Source organism: Microbacterium sp. CBA3102 (assembly GCF_007954505.1).
GTDB classification, from domain to species: Bacteria; Actinomycetota; Actinomycetes; order Actinomycetales; family Microbacteriaceae; genus Microbacterium; species Microbacterium aurugineum.
The window spans coordinates 1,925,721-1,943,613 of record NZ_CP042412.1; the positions used below are offsets into that span (position 1 = coordinate 1,925,721).

Sequence of the window (17,893 nt, forward strand, 5' to 3'; positions counted from 1 at the left end):
GGTCAGGACTGGGGGCGGGGGACGAGGGAGACGCCGGAGACGGCATCGAGCGGGATGGACGCTTCGCCGATGGTCACGAGCGGGACCGGGCCGGCGTACGACACCGACGTGACGATGCCCTTCTGCGTGACACCCTCCTCGTCGACGTACTGCGCCTCGTGGCCGATCAGCGCGGCGGCCGTCTGGCGCATGCTGAGCGCGAAGTTCTCGGTCGACGTCGCGGAGAGTGCGGTGAGCTGCTCCATCGAGGCCAGCTGGGTGGTCTGCGAGATCATCTCGTTGGTGTTCATGGGGGAACTCGGGTCCTGGTTGGTCAGCTGCGTCACCAGCAGCTTCAGGAAGACCTCGGAGTCGAGCGTCTTCTTGCGCTCCGCCGGGGGTGTGGTGCTCCCGGTGTGCACCCCGGACGCGGGGAGGGTGCCGGAAATCGGGTCGGTCATGGGATTCCTCTCGGATCAGGCGAAGACGTCGACGCCGCCGTGCGGCGAGCGGAAGGGGAGGGGCCGGGTCGGTCGGCCAAGGCGGTGGGCGGCTCCGGGGTCGCGCGAGCCTCGGCGGCTTCCCGGTCGTCGGAGGCATCGCCACGGGAGTGACCGCCGCCCGCGCTCGCCGCGTTGCCGTTCGAGGTGCCCCCGTTCAGAGCGCCTCCGTTCGGCGCGCTCTGCGGGTGCAGGGGGCCGGGTCCGTCGTCCGCGGTCGAGAGCATGAGTGTCGCGTGCGGGGCGGCAGCGGCCAGGTCCCGGCGGAGGTCGGCGAGAATCACGCGCAGAGCCTCGCGCCCGAGATCGTTCGGCGCATGCAGCTCGATGTGGATGGCGCCGCCGGAGATGTGCGCCCGCACGGTCACGGGACCGAGGTTCTCCGGGGACACCGTGAGGGTGAGGCTGTGATCGCCGTCCGCGGCTTGCGTGAGCGAGACCACCGGTGCGGCGAGCTGGGGGAGCAGGACGGGTCGAGCGATCGCTGCAGCCGCGGACGGGGTCGTGGGGGCGAGCGGGGGCGGGATCGACGGGGACCCCGTGAGTGCCGGCACGACCGCTTCACCGGCCGAGGGCGTGGAGGCGGGCGCTGGGGTGGTCGATACCGGAGGTGCGGGTGAGGGTGACACGCGCGGGGCATCCGGCATCGGCTCCTCCGCAGCAGAGAGAGAGGAAGCCGCCTTCGCGTCTGCGCCCGACACGAGCTCCGTAGCGGGCGGGGAAGCCGGCACCGGGGGCATCGCCACGGACGCAGACGCGCCTCCCTCGACCCCCGTCCGTGGGGAAGCGACAGCCGAGACGCCCGCGGTGGTGTCTGCGTCTCCCGAGGAATCGACGGCGGCTGGAGCCGGTGCGCCGAGGGGGACGGCCGCCGCCGAGACCCGCGACGACGATGCGACGGCCGGGGCGGTCGATTCGCGCACGGCCTCGACGACCTGCGTCGCGACGAGCGTCCCCGCGGCGGCGGGGTCCTGGCTGCTCTGACCGAGCGGAACGGACGTGCTCGCAATCGTAGAAGTCTCGGTGGCCGCCGCCAGGGTGCTGTCGGCCACGGCCGATGCCGCCTCCGGTCCGTCGGCGGGGGCGGGCGGAGCGGACGGGACCAGCCCGACCGTCTCGGGAACGATGAGAGCGCCGTGGAGCGGTGCGGCCGGTGGAGGATCGGAGAGCGTGTTCTCCGGAGAGGCTTCGTGCTCCGGGGCGCCCTCCGCTGCGGCGTCCACCGGCAGATCCTGCGCGCGCTCTGCGCGTGAGGCATCGTGGATCACATCGGCGAACGCGGCGGCGCCTGCCGTCGCGGTGCGGGCGGGCGCCGTGCCGCCGCTGGGCCGCGCGGCACGCGGGTCGAGGACGTCGATGATGCCGAGAGCTGTCATGACTGCCCCTCCGTCGTGGTCCGTACGCCGATCTCGTCCAGCTCGGCCTGCTCGGCGTGCAGCTCGGCGGTCCGCGTCTTCTCGGCATGCGCTTCGGCGAGGCGATCGAGTCCGCGCATCGCTCTCCGTGCCTCGGCATGCTCCGCGCGGGCCTGTGACACCGTCTGCTCCTGCAGCTCCGAGAGCGTCGTCAGATCGGCGAGCAGCGTCCGGCCCGCCACACGCGCCGCAGCGAGGGCCGCGAGGGAGCGGACGTCGACGGCCTCGTTCCCGCTGCCCGCCAGGTGCGCACGCAGCGACCGGTCGCGGGCTTCGGTGTGCTGTGCGTCGATCACCGCCCGGGAGAGCCGCTGCGCAGCCGCTCTCTCCTGGATCTCGCGCACGCGCAGCAGACCCGCCAAGGAGAAGGACCGGCTCATGCGACAGCTCCGAACGTCGAGACGAGCTCCTCGAGTCGACGCCAGGACTCGTCGATCCCGCTCGTCTCATCGAGGGACTGGGTGAGGAAGGCGGAGATCGCCCGCTCATGGGCGATCGCGGCGTCGATGCGCGCGTCCGCTCCCGCCTGGTAGGCACCGATGTCGATCAGGTCGTTCGCCCGTCGACGCGCGGCGAGCACGGCACGCAGGGTCGCCGCGTCCGACCGTTGTCCGGCGGCGGTGATCTTGCCCGCTACGCGGGAGACCGAGCCGAGCACGTCGATCGCCGGATGGTGTCCGGACAACGCGAGCGCCCGATCCAGCACGACGTGACCGTCGAGGATCGATCGCACGGTGTCCGCGATCGGTTCGTTGTGGTCGTCGCCGTCCACGAGCACCGTGTAGATGCCGGTGATCGAACCACCGCGATCGGTGCCCGCGCGTTCGAGGAGGCCCGCGAGGAGCGAGAAGGTCGACGGTGGATACCCGCGGGTGGCGGGGGGCTCGCCCGCGGAGAGACCGATCTCGCGTTGCGCCATCGCGACGCGGGTGAGGGAGTCCATCATGAGGATCGCGTGCGCGCCGTCGTCGCGAAAGGCTTCGGCGATCCTCGTCGCCGTGTAGGCGGCACGGATGCGCGCCATGGCCGGTTGGTCGGAGGTGGAGACGACGACCACCGAGCGGGCGAGGCCTTCGGGACCCAGATCGTCCTCGATGAACTCGCGCACCTCGCGACCGCGCTCACCGACCAGGGCGATCACCGTCACCTCGGCGTCGGTGCCGCGCGCGATCATCGACAGCAGCGAGGACTTGCCCACGCCGGAGCCCGCGAAGAGCCCGACGCGCTGCCCTCGGCCGACGCTGACGAGGGTGTCGAGCGCCCGTACCCCGAGCGGGAGCGGGGAGTCGATCCGATCGCGGCCCATGATCGACGGCGGAGCATGATCCAGGCTCACCTCGGTGACGCCCTGCAGCGGCCCCTTCCCGTCGATGGGACGGCCGAGCCCGTCCAGGACACGCCCGAGCAGGGGCGTTCCGGTCGGCACGCGCAGGGGTCCGCCGCGACCGCGCACCGGTGCCCCCACCGTGAGCCCGCTGACAGCGCCCAACGGCATGCACCGCAGCCCGCCCTCGCCGACCGCGACCACCTCGGCGTCCACCCCGTCGAGGGTCACCACGTCGCCGACCGCGCCGTCGAGGCCGCGCACCTGCACGCTCAGTCCGCGCACCTGCGAGACGACCCCGATGCGTTCGGGCCGCACGGCCTCGCGCACCGCCTCCCAGGCCGTCATGATCCGGCCTCGGCGAGTGCGCGACGAGCACGCTCGAGCGCGCTCCCGACCCGGGCATCGATGCGGCCGTGGTCCAGGATCGCGACGGCGTCTCCGCGGTCGAGGGTGTCATCGGCGATCAGCAGGAGACCGGCGATCGTGCCTTCCGTGCCTTCCAGCGTGCGGAGGTCGTCGGGGTGCAGGCGCACTTCGCGGATCTCGTCGGGCTCGCCGACCTCGAGGGCACGACGTGCCGCAGCGGCGGCGGAGGCACCGGCATCCGAGAGTTCGCCGAGCAGGATGAGCTCCGCGAGCTCGATCGCGCAGCGCAGCACGTGGTCCTGTGCGGCGGAGGTCAGCTCCCGCTCCCGCTCGCCGAAGGAGCGCGCCGCTGCGTGGAGTGCGGAGACGGCGTCCTCGACGCGGCGGGCGGATTCCTGCTCGCGGGCGGCGCGTTCCGCATCTGCGACGCGCTGGGCGGATGCGGCCTCCGCGAGCCCGGAGCGATATCCCTCCGCGTGACCGTCGGCGTAGCCGCGCAGCCGCGCCCGGGCATGCTCCGAGCCGTCCTCGCGTCGGTCGAGACGCGGGAACAGCACGGGAGAGAAGGCGTCAGTAGACATATTCGTCCTCGTCCGTGCGCTGCACCGTGATGTCGCCGGCGGCTTCGAGCGCGCGGATGGTGCGTACGATCTCGGCGCGGGCCTCCTCGACCTGCGACATCCGCACGGGGCCGAGTGTCCGTGCCTCCTCGTCGAGGTTCTCGCGGTTGCGCTCGGAGACGTTGCGACGGATGAGGTCCGCGATCCCTTGATTGGCACCCTTCAGAGCGAGCGCGAGGGAGCGGATGTCCATGCCGCGCAGCACGCGTTGCGTATCTCGATCGTCGAGCTTGACGATGTCGGCGAAGGTGAACATGCGTGAACGGATGTCCTCCGCGAGCGCGCTGTCCCGATCTTCGATGCTCGCCAGCAGAGCCTTCTCGACGGTCGCTCCGGAGCGGGCGATGATCTCGACCAACGGCTCGACGCCGCCGAGGGTCTCGGGCGCATCGCGGCTCGCGAAGGTCCCGGTGCGGGTCTTCAGCGCATCGGCCACGATCGCGATCGCCTCCTGGGACGCGGTCCCCATGGTGGCGATGGCGTGTGCGACGTCGGTGCGGGTCGGGTCGGGGAGAGCAGCCAGTACGGCGGCGGCGCGTTCGGTGGGCAGGTGCGCGAGCACGAGGGCCACGGTCTGCGGGAGCTCGCCGTCGAGCAGCGTCGCCAGCTGGGCGGGGTCGGCGGAGCCCAGGAAGTCGAACGACGAGTTCATCGCCGTCGAACCGACCCTGCCGAGGACGGCTGCCGCGCGTTCTGCGCCGAACGAGGCCTCGAGAAGCCCGGCGGCGATGTCCCGACCTCCGCGCGCGGGAGGGAGGTGCCCGCTCGCGATGCGGTGGAACTGGCCCAGCGCCTGCGCGGTGGTGGCGGCATCCAGGTCCTGGAGGCCGATGATCTCGGCGGCGACGGCCTCCGCCTCCGACTCCGAGAGGTGCTTCATGACCTCGATCGCCTGTGCACGATCGAGGTTCATCAGGACGACGGCCGCGGTCTGCCGATCGGTCAGCCCGCTCATACGTGCTGCCTGTCGTCGATGAGGGTGCGCAGCAGCTCGGCCGTGCGCTTCGGGTCCTGCCGGGTGAGGGAGTCGATCTCGGCGCGACGACGCTCGAGGCTGACCTGCGCGGGTTCCGGATCAGGCTCGGGCTCGGGGTCGGGGGTCGTCTCGAGGAAGGCGAGCGGGGTCGTGGCCGCCTGGTCGATCGCAGCCGTCGTGGCGCCGGCGCCGATGGCCGAGAGCGGCGCCGGGCGGTCGCCGAAGAGCTGGTCGAATTCGGTCGCCGAGTTCGCGCGGCGGCGCATGCGCACCAGAGCGGCGATGACGGCGAGCAGTAGCGGCAGGGCGATCGCGGCGGCGATGATCAGCGTGTTCAGCAGGACCGCCTGGCGCTCGGCGGCCTCCGTCTCCTTGGCGGCCTGCAGCGCGGCCTGCGCTGCTTCGGAACTGGTCTGGTTGAACGAGACGAGTTCGACCGCGATCGAGTCGCCGCGCTCGGTGTCGATCCCGGCGGCGGTCTCGACGAGGTCGCTCAGCTGTGCGGTGCTCAGGTCACCGCCTGCTCCCGCATCGACCGCGACGGAGACCGACTGGCGAAGCAGCGAGCCGGCGGGCGTGGAGGTGCTCTGCGTGCTCTTGTTGACCGCGTTGGTCTTCGAGGTCTCCGTGGACTCGGAGGTGCCGTCGCCGTCCGTGGACGGCACGGCGATGTTGTCGGGGCCGAGCACTCCCGCGTTCGAGCTCGATCCGTCCTGCCTGTCGGTCCTGGTCTGCTCGGTGAGCGGCGGAGCGCCCTCGGCCGGGGTGTAGGTCTCTTCGACGCGCTCGTTGACGGAGTGATCGATCTCGGCGACCACGGTGACTTTGGCGTTGCCGGGCCCGACCACGGTGTCGAGCATCTGCTGGACGTTCGCCGTGACCCGAGCCTCGTAGTCGCTGGCCTGCTGGTCCACGCCGCCGGTGGTCCCGACTCCCGCGGCCGAGAGCGTCTGTCCGCTCTGGTCCACCACGGCGACGTTCTCGGGCTTCATCCCGCTGACGGCCGCGGAGGTGAGATGCACGATGGCTTCGACCTGCTTCGGGGTCAGCGTCGCGTTGCCGGATGTCTCCACGAACACCGAGGCCGTGGCGTCGACGGTCTCCGAGACGAAGACGCTCTCCTCCGGGATGGCCAGCTGCACCGAGGCCGCCGTGACTCCCTCGATCGACGAGATCGTGGCCGCGAGTTCGCCCTCGATCGCACGCTTGTAGGTCACGGACTGCTGGAACTCGGAGGTCGTCACCCCCATGTCGTCGAGCAGCGAGTAGCCGCCCGAGCTCGCGCCGGGAAGGCCGGCGGACGCCGCGGCGAGCCGCTGGTCGTAGACGTCCTTCTCGGGGACGAGCACGGTCGCGCCGCCGTCCGCCAGCTCGTAGGGCACCGACGACGACCGCAGCTGCTCGACCACGGCGTTCGCATCGGAGGCGCTCATGCCGGAGAAGAGCGGGGTGTACGTGGGGCGGGTGAGCCAGCTGGAGAGCGCGACGATACCGAGGGCGAGCACGGCGACGCCGATGATCGCGATCGTGCGCTGCGCGAGCGAGAAGCCCGCGATCACGCGTCCGATCCGCTGGAACACGGTGGTGACGGCCTGGGGCATCAGGCTTGCATCCGCATGATCTCGTTGAACGCGTCGACGCCCTTGTTGCGCACGGCGGCGACCAGCTCGAGCGTCACCGAGGCGCGGGAGGAGGCGATCATCGCGGCGTGGATGTCGTCGAGGTCACCGGTGACCGCGGCGACCTTGAGGGCATCGGACTCCGACTGCAGTGAACGCAGCTCGTCGATCGCCCCGGTGACGCTGTTCGCGAAGGCGGTGTCGTCGGTGCCCTTCGTGGGGGCGACGGGTGGCGTGAGCGTGAAACCCGAGGAGATGCCCTCGATGCCGGCGAGCGGGTCCATCAGTTGCGTCCGATCTGGAGAGCTGCTTCGTAGGCGTTGCGCGCACGATCGACGATGCCGGCGCTGGCCTGGTAGCCGCGCTGAGCGAGGATGAGCTGGCTCATCTGATCACCCAGGTCGATGTCCGGGTAGCGGACGTAGCCGTCCGCGTCGGCGAGCGGGTGGTCGGGCTGATGGACGACCCGTCCCACGGCGCTGCCCTGCACGGTGCCCGCAACGTACACACCGGGCGACTGATCGCTCGGCTGGGCGAGGATGTACCGCGCCCGGAAGGCCGCACCGTCGGTCGAGGTGGCCGTGTTGATGTTCGCGATGTTGTCGCTGATGGCGTCGAGCCACTTGCGGTGCACGGTCAGTCCGGTGCTCGCGATCCCGATCGCATCGAAGGTCATGAGGTCCTCATCGCCGTGCGCATCGAAGAGAACGAGCCGTTCACGGCCTGCGTCGCGAACTGGTAGCGCAGCATCGTGTCGACGCTGGAGAGGGTCTCGGTGTCGAGGTTGACGTTGTTGCCGTTCAGCCGGGTCGGTTCGAGCGAGGTGCCGACCGTCGCGCCGACCCGACCGTCGCCGGCATCGACCGAGCGGGCGAGGGCCTCTTCGAACTGCACGCGCTTGGCGTGATAGTTCGGGGTGTTGATGTTGGCGATGTTGTCCGCGATGGCCCGCTGACGCAGCGCGAGGCCGTCGAGCGCACTCGTCAGTGCGGTGATGGTCACAGAATCGAACACGAACCGGCTCCCCGTGTGTGGCTGGTGTGGCCGATCCCTGGCCGAGTCATGCGAGCCATCCGTGCTCTCCCTGCTCTATCGGCAGGTTCGTGCGCGGCGTTAGGGAGCGGTTTCAGCCGTCCACATCGAGGTAGGCGGGCTCCTCGGGGCGCCGGGCGCCCGGGATGCGGCTCACGGCGCCGAGGTGCTGCCGGAGGCCGTCGAGGTCGGTGCGGGTTCGTTCCATCGCCGTGCGCTGCAGCTCGACGACCTGTCTGGCGCGATCCGCGAGCGCGGGGGGAAGCGGAGCGGCGGGCGGTGTCCAGGGGGCGAGGTCCGCCGCATCCGCGGTGCCGGGGGCAGCGGCGAGGATCCGTTCGGCGTCGTGCTCGAGCCGATCGAGCAGCGCGGTCCACTCGTCCATGCTCACGCCCGGCTCTCTGCCACGGTGCGGGCGGCCTCGTGCCAGGCATCGCGCAGTGGGGCGACGATGCCGTGGCAGGCGCGGGTGCGCTCGGGATCGCGGCCGATGTTGGCCCCGATGAGTGTCTGCGAGAGGAAGACGTAGACCGAACGCAGTCCGGCACTGCCGTTCCAGTCGTCGGTCAGCGAGGAGGACAGCTCCGAGACGATCGCCTGCGCGTGCTGCAGTTGCGCGTTCGCCTCGGCCCAGTCCTCGGCACGCTGAGCGGTCTCGCCACGCTCGATGTCCAGCAGCAGCCGGTCGTAGAGCATGGTCACCAGGCGCTCCGGGGGTGCCGACAGCACGGCATCCTCGCGGTAGCGCTGTTGTGCGCGCAGGGCGGCGTTCATGCTCACTTCCCCCCGTTCGAACTCGAGCCCGGGAGGGCGGCGATCTGCGACGAGAGGTACGTCGACTGCGACTGGAGCTGCGACAGCATGACTTCGAGTCGCGCGTACGTGCGCTCCAGGGAGGCCTTGCGTTGCGCGAGCCGCACGTCCCAGCGTTCCATCTGCTCGCCGAGGCCCTTGACCTCGCTCTCCTGACCCGTGATGCGGGAGGTGAGGAGCCCGTCGTACTTGTCCGAGTAGATCTTCGCGGTGTCCTGCACGCGCGCGGCGACATCGGAGAAGAGGCCGGCCACGGCATCCGGATCCTTCGCGAGTGCCTCGGCGAACTTCTCCTCGTCGAAGCTCAGGACGCCGTACATGTCGGTCGAGATGCCGATGGATGAGGGAGAGACCCCGTCGACGGGGTGCTGCACGGCGTCGGCGAGCGCATTGCGCAACCCGCGCACGGTGCTGTCGCCCGTGAAGACGCCGAGGGTGGTCTTGTCTCCCGGCTTCGCGGCGACGGTCGTCTTCGAGCCGTTGTCGATGCGGGTCAGGATGTCCTTGACGGCGGCGATGAAGTCCGCCGACGCCTTCGTCCGTGCTTCGGTGTCGACGGCGACGCCGATCGTGACGGGATCGGCGGAACGTGCGGTGACCGTCACGTCCACACCGTCGAACAGATCGGTGAACGTGTTGCTTGACGAGGTCAGCACCTGCTCTGCGCTCGTTCCCGCCCAGAGCCGCAGACGGGCGTCGGCGCCGGTGGCGATGACGGCGGCTCCCGCTTCGGTCGAGAGGTCGGATGCCGTGCCGCTCTCGACGGCGGCGATGTCACCGCGATAGGCGCGGAACTGTCCGGCCTCTCCCGAGTCCGCGGCGCGCAGCTGCAGGCGGTGCATCACGTTCCCGTCGGCGTCACGCCCGGCGGGAACGGCGGCGGCGACGATGCCCGCGCCCGCTTCGTTGATCGCCTGGGCGACGTCCTGCATCGACGCGGAGTCGGCCGTGACCTGGACGCGCTCGCCCGTGGCGTTCTCGAGCGTGATCACGGGGGGATCGACCGGCCAGCCCTGTGTGGCGGCGGAGACGATCGTGTGGTTCGTGGCGACCTGGTCGACGACGATGTCGGCGGAGAGCGGAGCAGCGCCGGCGCGCGTGGCGACGGTGACCGAGGGCGACGAGGAGGTGGTGGTGAAGCGGGCGAGTCCATCGGGGACCGCGGCTTTCTCCGCTGCGGTCGCGAGGTTCTGGATCGCGGTGTTCAGGGTCTGCAGCTGGGAGACGATGCCGTTCTTGTCGTCCATCTTCGCCTTGAGCAGCGAGCGCGGGATGGCGTGCACGTCCATCAGCGCCTTGATGACCTCCGTGGTCTTCAGGCCGGAGACGAGACCGTCGAGCGAGAGGGACATGATCGCCTTTGCGGATCGGGAGCGGACGGTGTCCGGGCGACGGGCGGAACCGCCGCCCGGACACTACGGCGTGGGTCAGCGCAGGAGCTGGAGAACGCCCTGGTTGGACTGGTTCGCCTGGGCCAGCATGGCCGTGCCCGCCTGCGACAGGATGTTCGCCGACGTGAACTTGACCATCTCGGACGCCATGTCGGTGTCGCGGATCCGGCTCTCGGCGGCGGCGAGGTTCTCCGCCGACACGTTGAGGCTGTTGATGGTCGACTCGAAGCGGTTCTGCAGCGCACCGTAACCGGCACGTGCGGTCGAGACCGCCTGGATCTCGGTGTCGATGTCGGCCAGCGCGGCACCGTAGGTGGCAGCGTCCGTCATCGTGGCCGCGTATCCCTTGATGTCGGCGCCGAGGCTGGCGAAGTCGGTCAGTGCGACCGAGATCTGGTCCTCGGCGGCGACCGCGCCCGCACCGACCTGGAACGTCAGCGTCGTGCCGCCCGAGAGCAGCTTGATGCCGTTGAAGTTGGTGCTCTCGGCGATCCGGGTGAGCTCGTCGCCCAGGGCGCCGATCTCGGTCTGGATCGCTTCGCGCGACTTCGCGTTGTTCGAGTCGTTCGCACCCTGAGCGGTCAGGTCGCGAACGCGCTGAAGGATCGAGTGGACTTCGGTCAGGGCGCCTTCTGCGGTCTGGATGACCGAGATGCCGTCCTGGGCGTTGCGTGCCGCGACGTTCAGGCCGTTGACCTGCGAACGCAGACCCTCGGAGATCGCCAGACCCGCGGCGTCGTCCGCCGCGCGGTTGATCCGCAGGCCGCTCGACAGCTTCTCGAGCGACTTCGACAGGTCGTTCTGCGTGTTGGACAGGTTGCGGTAGGCGTTGAGCGCCGACACGTTGGTGTTGATCTGCATACCCATAAGGGTTCTCCTCCGTGAATGGTGTTGTACGGGTGACCATCCGTGGTCTCCCGCCCACACCTATCGGCGGAGGTGGCGTGCCCGTTAGCCGGGCGATGAGAAGCGCGGGTCAGGCGGGGGCGGCTTCGCGGAAGATGTCCGCGATCCGCGGGCTGCTCGCATCGGCGATCCGCGAGAAGTAGGCGTCGCGGGCGCCGGCGGACACGCGCGTGGTCGTCGTCGGCGCCGAGCCCTCGGCGAAGTACCGATCCAGAGCGTCGCGGAGGAGCCGGATGGCTTCCGAGCGCTGCTGCGACACCGCCGAGTGGGTCACCCCCAGTTCCTCGGCGATCTCCTTCACGGGCCGCTCGTCGAAGTACACGGCCTGCACGATCCGGCGCATACGTTCGGGGAGCGCGGCGACGGCCTGCTCGAGAATGTCGCGGCGTTCGCCGACGAGGGCGGATTCTTCGGGCAGGGGGATCTCGGTGGCGACGTCACGGGCCGCGGGATCGTCCAGGGTGGTCACGGTCCGCGCGGCATCGCCGAGTGCTTCGACGACGACGTCCTTCGTGACGCCCATGGCTGTGGCGACCTCGGTCGGGGTCGCGGTCCGGCCGAGACCGGCGGTGAGCGTCTCGCGGACGGCGACCGTCTCTTTGATGCGCTTGCGGATGCCGCGCGACGCCCAGTCCATGGAGCGCATCTCGTCGGCGAAGGCGCCGAGGATGCGACGGCGCGCGTAGGCGCCGAAGGGGACGCCCAGGTCCGGATCGAACGCGTCGGCCGCGGTCACGAGCGCGAGCGCGCCGACGGCCGCCAGCTCGTCACGGGGGATGTGGGTGGCGCGGGAATGGGTTTCGGCGGCGAGGTATCCGACCAGGGGGAGGTTGCTCTCGATGAGGAGATTGCGCTCAGCGCGCGAAGGCATGGGGGATGATCCACCTCTCTGGATGCACTCCGGAAGATCCGAGGAGATGAGCAGATGTATATATCACAAGGAGCGAGATATGTACATGGGGAGAACTGCCCATCGCCGTTCCACATAGTAACCTTAGGGGCGCGGCAGCCGATAGTGACCTTTGGCCGCGTTATGAGGCGTGGCGATCACTGGGGAAAAGGGGATCATGGGAGCCAACGAACTATCGATACAGCTGTGGCGAGAGCGTGAACTGCTCGAGATGCTGCTCTTCAAGCTCGACGAGCAGCAGTTGCTGCTCGCCGCCGGGCGATCCCAATGGATACAGTTTGCCGCGCGTGAGATCGATCAGGTACTCGACAGGCTTCGTGGCGCGGGACTCGCACGCGCCGTCGAGGTCGCGACCGTCGCCGAGGAGTGGGGGGCTCCCGAGGGCGCGACGATTCGCGAACTGATCGCACACGCGCCGGAAGGTGCGTGGCAGGAGGTCTTCGCGGACCACATGCGGGCGCTGACCAAGCTCGCCGCCGAGGTGGAGCAGATGCGCGACGCCAACGCGGAACAGCTCAGCGGAGTGCTCCGCGCGACCCAGGAGACGATCGCCGCATTGGGGCACGACACCGGGGAGTACACGACGACGGGTGATCGCGCTCGCGACGACGCTGCGCGCATCATCGACACCGAGATGTGACCGGAAGGGGATCATGTCGACCTTCAGTGGATTGAACACCGCGGCCAGCGGCCTCGCGGCGGCCCGACGGGGCATGGACGTGGTGGGACAGAACATCGCGAACCAGAAGACCGAGGGGTACACGCGTCAGCGTGTCCAGACCTCGGCCATCGCCGCCATCGCTCAGACCGGCCGCTTCAGCGTCGGCGCACAGCCGGGGCACGGTGTGTCGATCGACGGCGTGGCCCGTCTCGGCGATGCCCTGCTCGATGCCCGCGTCCGCGATTCCCTCGCCGCGTCCGGCTTCTGGTCCACCCGTGCCGTCGCCGCCACCACGATCGAGGCCTCCCTCGCCGAACCGACCGAGAACGGGCTCGCGGCCCGACTGTCGAAGTTCTGGTCGGGATGGCAGGACCTCGCGAACACCCCCGACTCGGGGGCCGCGGCGTCCAGCATCCTGGAATCCGCGAAGGAACTCGCCTCGCAGATCGCGGGTGGGTACCGGACGGTGGCCGGACAGTGGAACGATGCCCGCGCCGCGGCCGACCGGACGATCACCCAGGTGAACGCGGCGGCGGACCAGATCGCCGTGCTCAACGGCGAGATCCGTGACGCGCTGGCCTCGGGGCGCTCGGCGAACGAGCTCATGGACCAGCGCAGTGTGCTCGCGCAGAACGTCGCCCGCATGTCGGGTGCCGCCGCCACTCTCGAGACCGACGGCACGATGACCGTGCGCATCGGCGGCAACGCCCTCGTCGCAGGCTCCGACGCGCGCCATCTCGTCCTGGACGGACCGGCCACCATCGACGCTGGCCAGCGCTTCACGGTCTCCTGGGCGTCCGCTCCCGGTCTGCCGGCATCGATCGACGGCGGTGAGCTCGGCGGTTCGCTCGCCGTCCTCGCCCCGGCCGCGGATGGAGGGATGCTCGCGCAGCTCGCTTCCACCTACGACGCGGTGGCGACGCGGCTGGCAGAAGCGCTGAACACCCAGCACCGCGCGGGGGTCACATCGTCGGGACAGCCCGGCGGCGACTTCTTCACGATCCCCCCGACCGGTTCCGCCGCACTCGGGCTGAGCGTCGCCATCACAGCACCGTCGGATCTGGCGCTCGCCGCGCCGGGTGCCGGTGCCTGGGACGCGAGCAACGCCGACCTGATCTCCCAGATTGGGCGGAGCGCGACCTCGCCCGACGCGCTCTGGTCCGACCATGTCACCCGGTTCGGTGTGGCGACGGCGGCCGATGTGCAGCGTGCGAAGGTGTCCGACGCGGCCGCGGTCGCGGCGGTCGGCGCGCAGCAGTCCGTCGCCGCCGTCGATGGCGACGAGGAGACCATCAGCCTGCTCACCTACCAGACCGCCTATCAGGCCGCGGCCCGGGTGATGACCGCGGTGGACGAAGCGCTCGACGTGCTCATCAACCGCACGGGTCTCGTCGGACGCTGATCGAAGGAGCATCATGATCTCTCGAGTCACCTCCTCGGCCATGACGCAGACGGCCATGCGGCAGCTGCAGTCCAACCTCTCCGAGCTCGCGCGTCTGCAGGAGCAGGCCACCTCGCAGCGTGCCTTCGCCGCGCCGTCCGACGATCCGGCCGCCGCGGCAGCCGCGCTCGCGCTTCACGCGGAGCAGCGACGCAACGACCAGTACGCGCGCAACATCGACGACGGACTCGCCTGGGTCACGGCGGCCGACGGGGCGATCACCGCGAGCACCTCACTGCTCGGGCGGGTCCGCGACCTCACCGCACAGGGCGCGAACGACGGCGCGCTCGACGCCGTGGCCAAGGAAGCACTGGCCGTGGAACTCGAAGGCCTCCGCGAGGAGCTCTTCGCCCAGGCGAACACCCGGCTGCTCGGACGCTCCGTGTTCGCCGGAACGTCGGACACGGCAGCCTTCGCCGCCGACTACAGCCACAGTGGCGTACCGGGCGCGGAGGTGACCCGACGGGTCTCCGACGGTGCCTCCGTGCGCGTCGACACCGATGGCGCCGCCGTCTTCGGAACCGGGGACGACTCGGTGTTCGCGTTGGTGGACCGGATCGTCGCCGATCTCCGTTCCGGTACCAACGTCGGACCGCGACTCGCGGAGATCGATGCGCGTCGCACGGCCATGCTCGGGGTCCAGGGGTCGGTGGGCACCCGTCAATCTCAGATCGAACGCGCCAAGGAGGCGGCAGTGCAGAATTCCGTGTCCCTCGAGTCTCGCCGCACGGCGGTCGAGGACGTCGATTCGATCGAAGTGCTCGTGCGCCTCCAGGCGCAGGAACTCGTGTATCGCTCCGCGCTCGCGGTGAACGCGCGGGTGCTCCAGCCGTCGCTGATGGACTTCCTCCGATGACCGCGGCGCTGACTTTCCTCGCCCCGCCTCCCGGACTCGCGCCGCATGTCGACTTCGCCCTGGCCCCGGTCGACGGCGCCGACGGACTGTTCGCGATGCGGGCCGTGCAGGACGCGGAGCTGCGGCTCTACCTCGTCGATCCGCGGACGGTGCTGAGCGAGTACGCGCCGATCCTCACCGACGAGCAGGCCGACGCACTCGCTCTCCGCGACGCCGAAGACGCACTGATCCTCGTGGTCGCCCACCCGTCGGCGGAGGGCGTGAGCGTGAACCTGCTCGCGCCGGTGATCGTGAACCGCACGACGGGGGCCGCGTCGCAGGTGATCCTCGAGGACCAGGACTACCCGTTGCGCGCACCCTTGGGCTGAGCCGTCGTTCTCGGCCGGTCCAGGCCGTTCTCCCAGCGGAACCACGGCTAATCTGGAAGGGTGATCCTCGCCGTCGACACCTCCCTGGGTACCGCTGTGGCCCTCATCGATGCCGACGGGGACCTCCGCGCCGAGGCGAGTGCAGCCGACCCGCTCGGCCATGCCGAGATCATCGGCGACCTGCTGGTCGAGGTGCTCGCACAGGCCGGAGCTGGAGCGGTGACCCACGTCGTCGCCGGCATGGGACCCGGACCGTTCACCGGACTGCGGATCGGCATCGCCGCAGCACGAGCCTTCGCGCTCGGACGCGACATCCCCGTGATCGCGGTGCCCAGCCATTTCGCGGCCGCGCTCGCCGCGACCGAGACCGAGCCGGGGCCGTTCGCCGTCGTCACCGACGCGCGCCGACGCGAGGTCGCGATCACGGTCTTCGACGGGATCGACGCCGACGGGATTCCGCACGTCGTCGCCGAGACGGTCCTGGTGCGCGCGGCGAACGCCGACGCACACCTCGACGGCATCCGACGCATCGACGTCGCGACGCTCTCCGCGCGGGACCTCGCCCGGATCGGCGCGCGCGCCCTCGCCGCCGGTCGTGTGTTGACGGACGATGAGCCCCTCTATCTGCGGAACCCGGATGTGACGCTGCCCGGTGCCCCGAAGAAGGTGGGGACGTGACCCTCCGCGACGCCGTGCCCGACGACCTCGACGCGATCATGATGATTGAGAACCGCTCCTTCCCGACCGATGCCTGGAGCCGGGAGACCATGGCGTCCGAGCTCGCCAGCCTGCACGGCCGGTACCTGGTCGATGAGCACGAGGGGAGTGTGATCGGCTACGGCGGGGTACGGGCCCTGCGTGGGAGCCTCGACGCCGATATCCAGACCATCGCGCTCCTCAGCGAGTACCGCGGCCAGGGCCGTGGCCGGGCGCTCCTGCGCGCGCTGCTCGCCGCCGCCGCGGAGCGCGGTGCCGGCGAGGTGTTCCTCGAGGTCAGGGCCGACAACCCCGCGGCCGAGGGCCTCTACCTCGCCGAAGGCTTCACCGAGATCGGCCGTCGTCCCCGCTACTATCAGCCGGATGATGTGGACGCGATCGTGATGCGCCTGGACCTGCGCCGCCACCCGGTCGCGCGGGACGAGTCCGAGGAGGCGACGGCATGAACGAGCCTCTGGTCCTCGGCATCGAGACGAGCTGCGACGAGACCGGCATCGGAATCGTCCGCGGGCGCACCCTGCTGTCGAACACGATCGCGTCGAGCATGGACGAGCACGCCCGCTACGGCGGCGTCGTGCCCGAGGTCGCGGCCAGGGCACATCTCGAGGCGCTCCAACCCGCCATCGATGCGGCGCTCGCCGAAGCGGGTGTGGGCCTCGACGAGATCGACGCGGTGGCCGTCACGAGCGGTCCTGGTCTCGCGGGCGCGCTGATGGTGGGCGTGGGCGCGGCGAAGGGCCTCGCTGTCTCGATCGACAAACCGCTGTATGCCGTCAATCACCTCGTCGGCCACATCGCCGCCGACATCCTGACCGGCGGCTCCGCACCGCTCGAGTATCCGACGATCGCCCTGCTGGTATCCGGTGGGCACACCTCGCTGCTGCACGTCCGCGATCTCACGACCGACGTCGAACTGCTCGGCGAGACCATGGACGACGCCGCAGGCGAAGCCTTCGACAAGGTCGCCCGGCTCCTCTCGCTGCCCTACCCGGGTGGTCCCGAGATCGACCGCGCGGCGGCCGATGGCGATCCGGAGGCTATCCGCTTCCCCCGTGGTCTCTCCCGGGCCTCCGATCTGGCGAAGCATCGCTATGACTTCTCGTTCTCCGGACTGAAGACGGCCGTGGCCCGCTGGGTCGAGCGGTGCGAAGCGGAGGGGGTCGAGGTGCCGGTGGCAGACGTCGCCGCGAGCTTCCGTGAGGCCGTCGTCGATGTGCTCGTGACCAAGGCGCTCGCCGCCTGCGCGGATCTCGGCGTGCCGAGACTGCTCCTCGGCGGCGGGGTGATCGCGAACCGGCGCCTGCGCGAGGTCGCCCTCCGACGTGCCGCCGAGGCCGGCGTCACCGTCCGCATTCCCCCTCTCTCGCTGTGCACCGACAACGGCGCCATGATCGCGGCCCTGGCGTCGGAGCTGATCTCCTCGGGGCGTCCGCCGTCGCGCTTGACGTTCGGCGCGGACTCGACCCTTCCGGTGACCGAGATCCAGATCGCGGAGGGGGCGCCCGTATGAGCGACACCTCGGGTGCGGCCGAGGCGAAGGCCTCACCCACCCCGCCGACGCGCATCGAGAGCCCGAGCGAGCAGGTCGAGCAGCATCCGGCTGCGGCCGCGCGGCTTCCCGGAGCCCGCCGGGAGGGGTATGCCAAGTTCCCCACCGGCCCTGTCGGCATCGAACCCGTGGTCGCGAGCGGTCCCGACATCGACGCGCGAGACGACGTGGAGTGGGAGCCGTCGACCGATGCCTCGCCCATCGACGACACTCGACTCGCGCCGTGGGCGCTGCTGGCGGCGATCGTCGCGCTCGGAGCCTCGTTCTTCGTCGGCTGGGGGATCCCCGTCGCGATCGTCGCGGTCATCGCCGCGGCCATGTCGTTGCGTCGCCCGGTCGAGAGTCGGGCGATCGCGCGGTGGGCGCTCGTGCTGGGTCTCTGCGCGACCGTCTACAGTCTGGGGTGGCTGGTCTGGGCGGGCATGCAGTTCGAGAAGCTCGGGTGAC

General features: G+C 70.4%; 23 protein-coding genes. 8 read left to right on the forward strand and 15 right to left on the reverse strand.

The window, feature by feature from the left end; all coding sequences use genetic code 11:
* Positions 1 to 2: 2 nt before the first annotated feature.
* From FGL91_RS09255 to FGL91_RS09325, 15 genes are all read right to left on the reverse strand, one after another.
* Positions 3 to 440 (reverse strand): flagellar hook assembly protein FlgD, encoded by a 438-nt coding sequence (locus tag FGL91_RS09255; RefSeq protein WP_153243660.1) that lies wholly within the window; start codon positions 438 to 440, stop codon positions 3 to 5.
* Positions 437 to 1,855, reverse strand: coding sequence for a flagellar hook-length control protein FliK (locus FGL91_RS09260; RefSeq protein ID WP_153243661.1), 1,419 nt, complete (start codon positions 1,853 to 1,855; stop codon positions 437 to 439). Before FGL91_RS09260 ends, FGL91_RS09255 begins: the two co-directional genes overlap by 4 nt.
* Positions 1,852 to 2,274 carry a hypothetical protein gene (locus tag FGL91_RS09265; RefSeq protein WP_131492584.1) on the reverse strand — a complete coding sequence of 141 codons (423 nt, stop codon included), beginning with the start codon at positions 2,272 to 2,274 and terminating at the stop codon, positions 1,852 to 1,854. Before FGL91_RS09265 ends, FGL91_RS09260 begins: the two co-directional genes overlap by 4 nt.
* Positions 2,271 to 3,566: a FliI/YscN family ATPase gene (locus FGL91_RS09270; protein ID WP_153243662.1), complete on the reverse strand. Its 1,296-nt coding sequence runs from the start codon at positions 3,564 to 3,566 to the stop codon at positions 2,271 to 2,273. The genes FGL91_RS09265 and FGL91_RS09270 overlap by 4 nt, the downstream gene beginning before the upstream one ends.
* Positions 3,563 to 4,168 (reverse strand): FliH/SctL family protein, encoded by a 606-nt coding sequence (locus FGL91_RS09275; protein WP_153243663.1) that lies wholly within the window; start codon positions 4,166 to 4,168, stop codon positions 3,563 to 3,565. The genes FGL91_RS09270 and FGL91_RS09275 overlap by 4 nt, the downstream gene beginning before the upstream one ends.
* Positions 4,158 to 5,162 (reverse strand): flagellar motor switch protein FliG, encoded by a 1,005-nt coding sequence (gene fliG, locus FGL91_RS09280; protein WP_134353140.1) that lies wholly within the window; start codon positions 5,160 to 5,162, stop codon positions 4,158 to 4,160. The genes FGL91_RS09275 and fliG overlap by 11 nt, the downstream gene beginning before the upstream one ends.
* The gene (gene fliF / locus FGL91_RS09285) at positions 5,159 to 6,784 is read right to left on the reverse strand and encodes a flagellar basal-body MS-ring/collar protein FliF (protein WP_047524144.1); all 1,626 of its coding nucleotides are present in this window, start codon (positions 6,782 to 6,784) and stop codon (positions 5,159 to 5,161) included. The genes fliG and fliF overlap by 4 nt, the downstream gene beginning before the upstream one ends.
* Positions 6,784 to 7,086, reverse strand: a complete 303-nt coding sequence (fliE, locus tag FGL91_RS09290; RefSeq protein WP_047524145.1) for a flagellar hook-basal body complex protein FliE — start codon at positions 7,084 to 7,086, stop codon at positions 6,784 to 6,786. Before fliE ends, fliF begins: the two co-directional genes overlap by 1 nt.
* A complete protein-coding gene (locus tag FGL91_RS09295) occupies positions 7,086 to 7,478 on the reverse strand; it encodes a flagellar basal body rod protein FlgC (RefSeq protein WP_047524146.1) in 393 nt (130 codons plus the stop codon). The genes fliE and FGL91_RS09295 overlap by 1 nt, the downstream gene beginning before the upstream one ends.
* Entirely contained in the window at positions 7,475 to 7,816 is a 342-nt protein-coding gene (gene flgB, locus FGL91_RS09300; protein ID WP_047524147.1) for a flagellar basal body rod protein FlgB, read from the reverse strand. Before flgB ends, FGL91_RS09295 begins: the two co-directional genes overlap by 4 nt.
* 112 nt (positions 7,817 to 7,928) lie before the next feature.
* Positions 7,929 to 8,219: a hypothetical protein gene (locus FGL91_RS09305; RefSeq protein WP_227992059.1), complete on the reverse strand. Its 291-nt coding sequence runs from the start codon at positions 8,217 to 8,219 to the stop codon at positions 7,929 to 7,931.
* Positions 8,220 to 8,221: 2 nt separating this feature from the next.
* On the reverse strand, positions 8,222 to 8,608 hold the full coding sequence (gene fliS, locus FGL91_RS09310; protein WP_047524149.1) for a flagellar export chaperone FliS: 387 nt from the start codon (positions 8,606 to 8,608) through the stop codon (positions 8,222 to 8,224).
* Between the two features lie 2 nt (positions 8,609 to 8,610).
* The gene (fliD, locus tag FGL91_RS09315; protein WP_047524150.1) at positions 8,611 to 9,999 is read right to left on the reverse strand and encodes a flagellar filament capping protein FliD; all 1,389 of its coding nucleotides are present in this window, start codon (positions 9,997 to 9,999) and stop codon (positions 8,611 to 8,613) included.
* A gap of 75 nt (positions 10,000 to 10,074) precedes the next feature.
* Complete coding sequence (locus tag FGL91_RS09320) at positions 10,075 to 10,905, reverse strand: flagellin (protein WP_047524151.1); 831 nt, start codon at positions 10,903 to 10,905, stop codon at positions 10,075 to 10,077.
* Between the two features lie 109 nt (positions 10,906 to 11,014).
* Positions 11,015 to 11,815, reverse strand: coding sequence for a sigma-70 family RNA polymerase sigma factor (locus FGL91_RS09325; protein ID WP_153243665.1), 801 nt, complete (start codon positions 11,813 to 11,815; stop codon positions 11,015 to 11,017).
* Positions 11,816 to 12,011: 196 nt separating this feature from the next.
* On the opposite strand from FGL91_RS09325, the gene FGL91_RS09330 reads away from it, so the two are divergent.
* The 8 genes from FGL91_RS09330 to FGL91_RS09365 are packed head-to-tail and all read left to right on the forward strand — an operon-like array spanning position 12,012 to position 17,892.
* A complete protein-coding gene (locus tag FGL91_RS09330; protein WP_047524153.1) occupies positions 12,012 to 12,494 on the forward strand; it encodes a flagellar protein FlgN in 483 nt (160 codons plus the stop codon).
* A gap of 13 nt (positions 12,495 to 12,507) precedes the next feature.
* Entirely contained in the window at positions 12,508 to 13,917 is a 1,410-nt protein-coding gene (gene flgK / locus FGL91_RS09335) for a flagellar hook-associated protein FlgK (protein ID WP_153243666.1), read from the forward strand.
* 13 nt (positions 13,918 to 13,930) lie between these two features.
* Positions 13,931 to 14,812, forward strand: a complete 882-nt coding sequence (gene flgL, locus FGL91_RS09340) for a flagellar hook-associated protein FlgL (RefSeq protein ID WP_047524155.1) — start codon at positions 13,931 to 13,933, stop codon at positions 14,810 to 14,812.
* The gene (locus FGL91_RS09345; protein WP_047524156.1) at positions 14,809 to 15,180 is read left to right on the forward strand and encodes a flagellar assembly protein FliW; all 372 of its coding nucleotides are present in this window, start codon (positions 14,809 to 14,811) and stop codon (positions 15,178 to 15,180) included. The genes flgL and FGL91_RS09345 overlap by 4 nt, the downstream gene beginning before the upstream one ends.
* Positions 15,181 to 15,240: 60 nt before the next feature.
* Complete coding sequence (gene tsaB / locus FGL91_RS09350; protein WP_153243667.1) at positions 15,241 to 15,858, forward strand: tRNA (adenosine(37)-N6)-threonylcarbamoyltransferase complex dimerization subunit type 1 TsaB; 618 nt, start codon at positions 15,241 to 15,243, stop codon at positions 15,856 to 15,858.
* Positions 15,855 to 16,343 (forward strand): ribosomal protein S18-alanine N-acetyltransferase, encoded by a 489-nt coding sequence (gene rimI / locus FGL91_RS09355; RefSeq protein ID WP_153243668.1) that lies wholly within the window; start codon positions 15,855 to 15,857, stop codon positions 16,341 to 16,343. Before tsaB ends, rimI begins: the two co-directional genes overlap by 4 nt.
* On the forward strand, positions 16,340 to 17,407 hold the full coding sequence (gene tsaD / locus FGL91_RS09360) for a tRNA (adenosine(37)-N6)-threonylcarbamoyltransferase complex transferase subunit TsaD (protein ID WP_153243669.1): 1,068 nt from the start codon (positions 16,340 to 16,342) through the stop codon (positions 17,405 to 17,407). The genes rimI and tsaD overlap by 4 nt, the downstream gene beginning before the upstream one ends.
* Positions 17,404 to 17,892, forward strand: a complete 489-nt coding sequence (locus FGL91_RS09365) for a hypothetical protein (protein WP_047524160.1) — start codon at positions 17,404 to 17,406, stop codon at positions 17,890 to 17,892. The genes tsaD and FGL91_RS09365 overlap by 4 nt, the downstream gene beginning before the upstream one ends.
* Position 17,893: the final 1 nt, after the last annotated feature.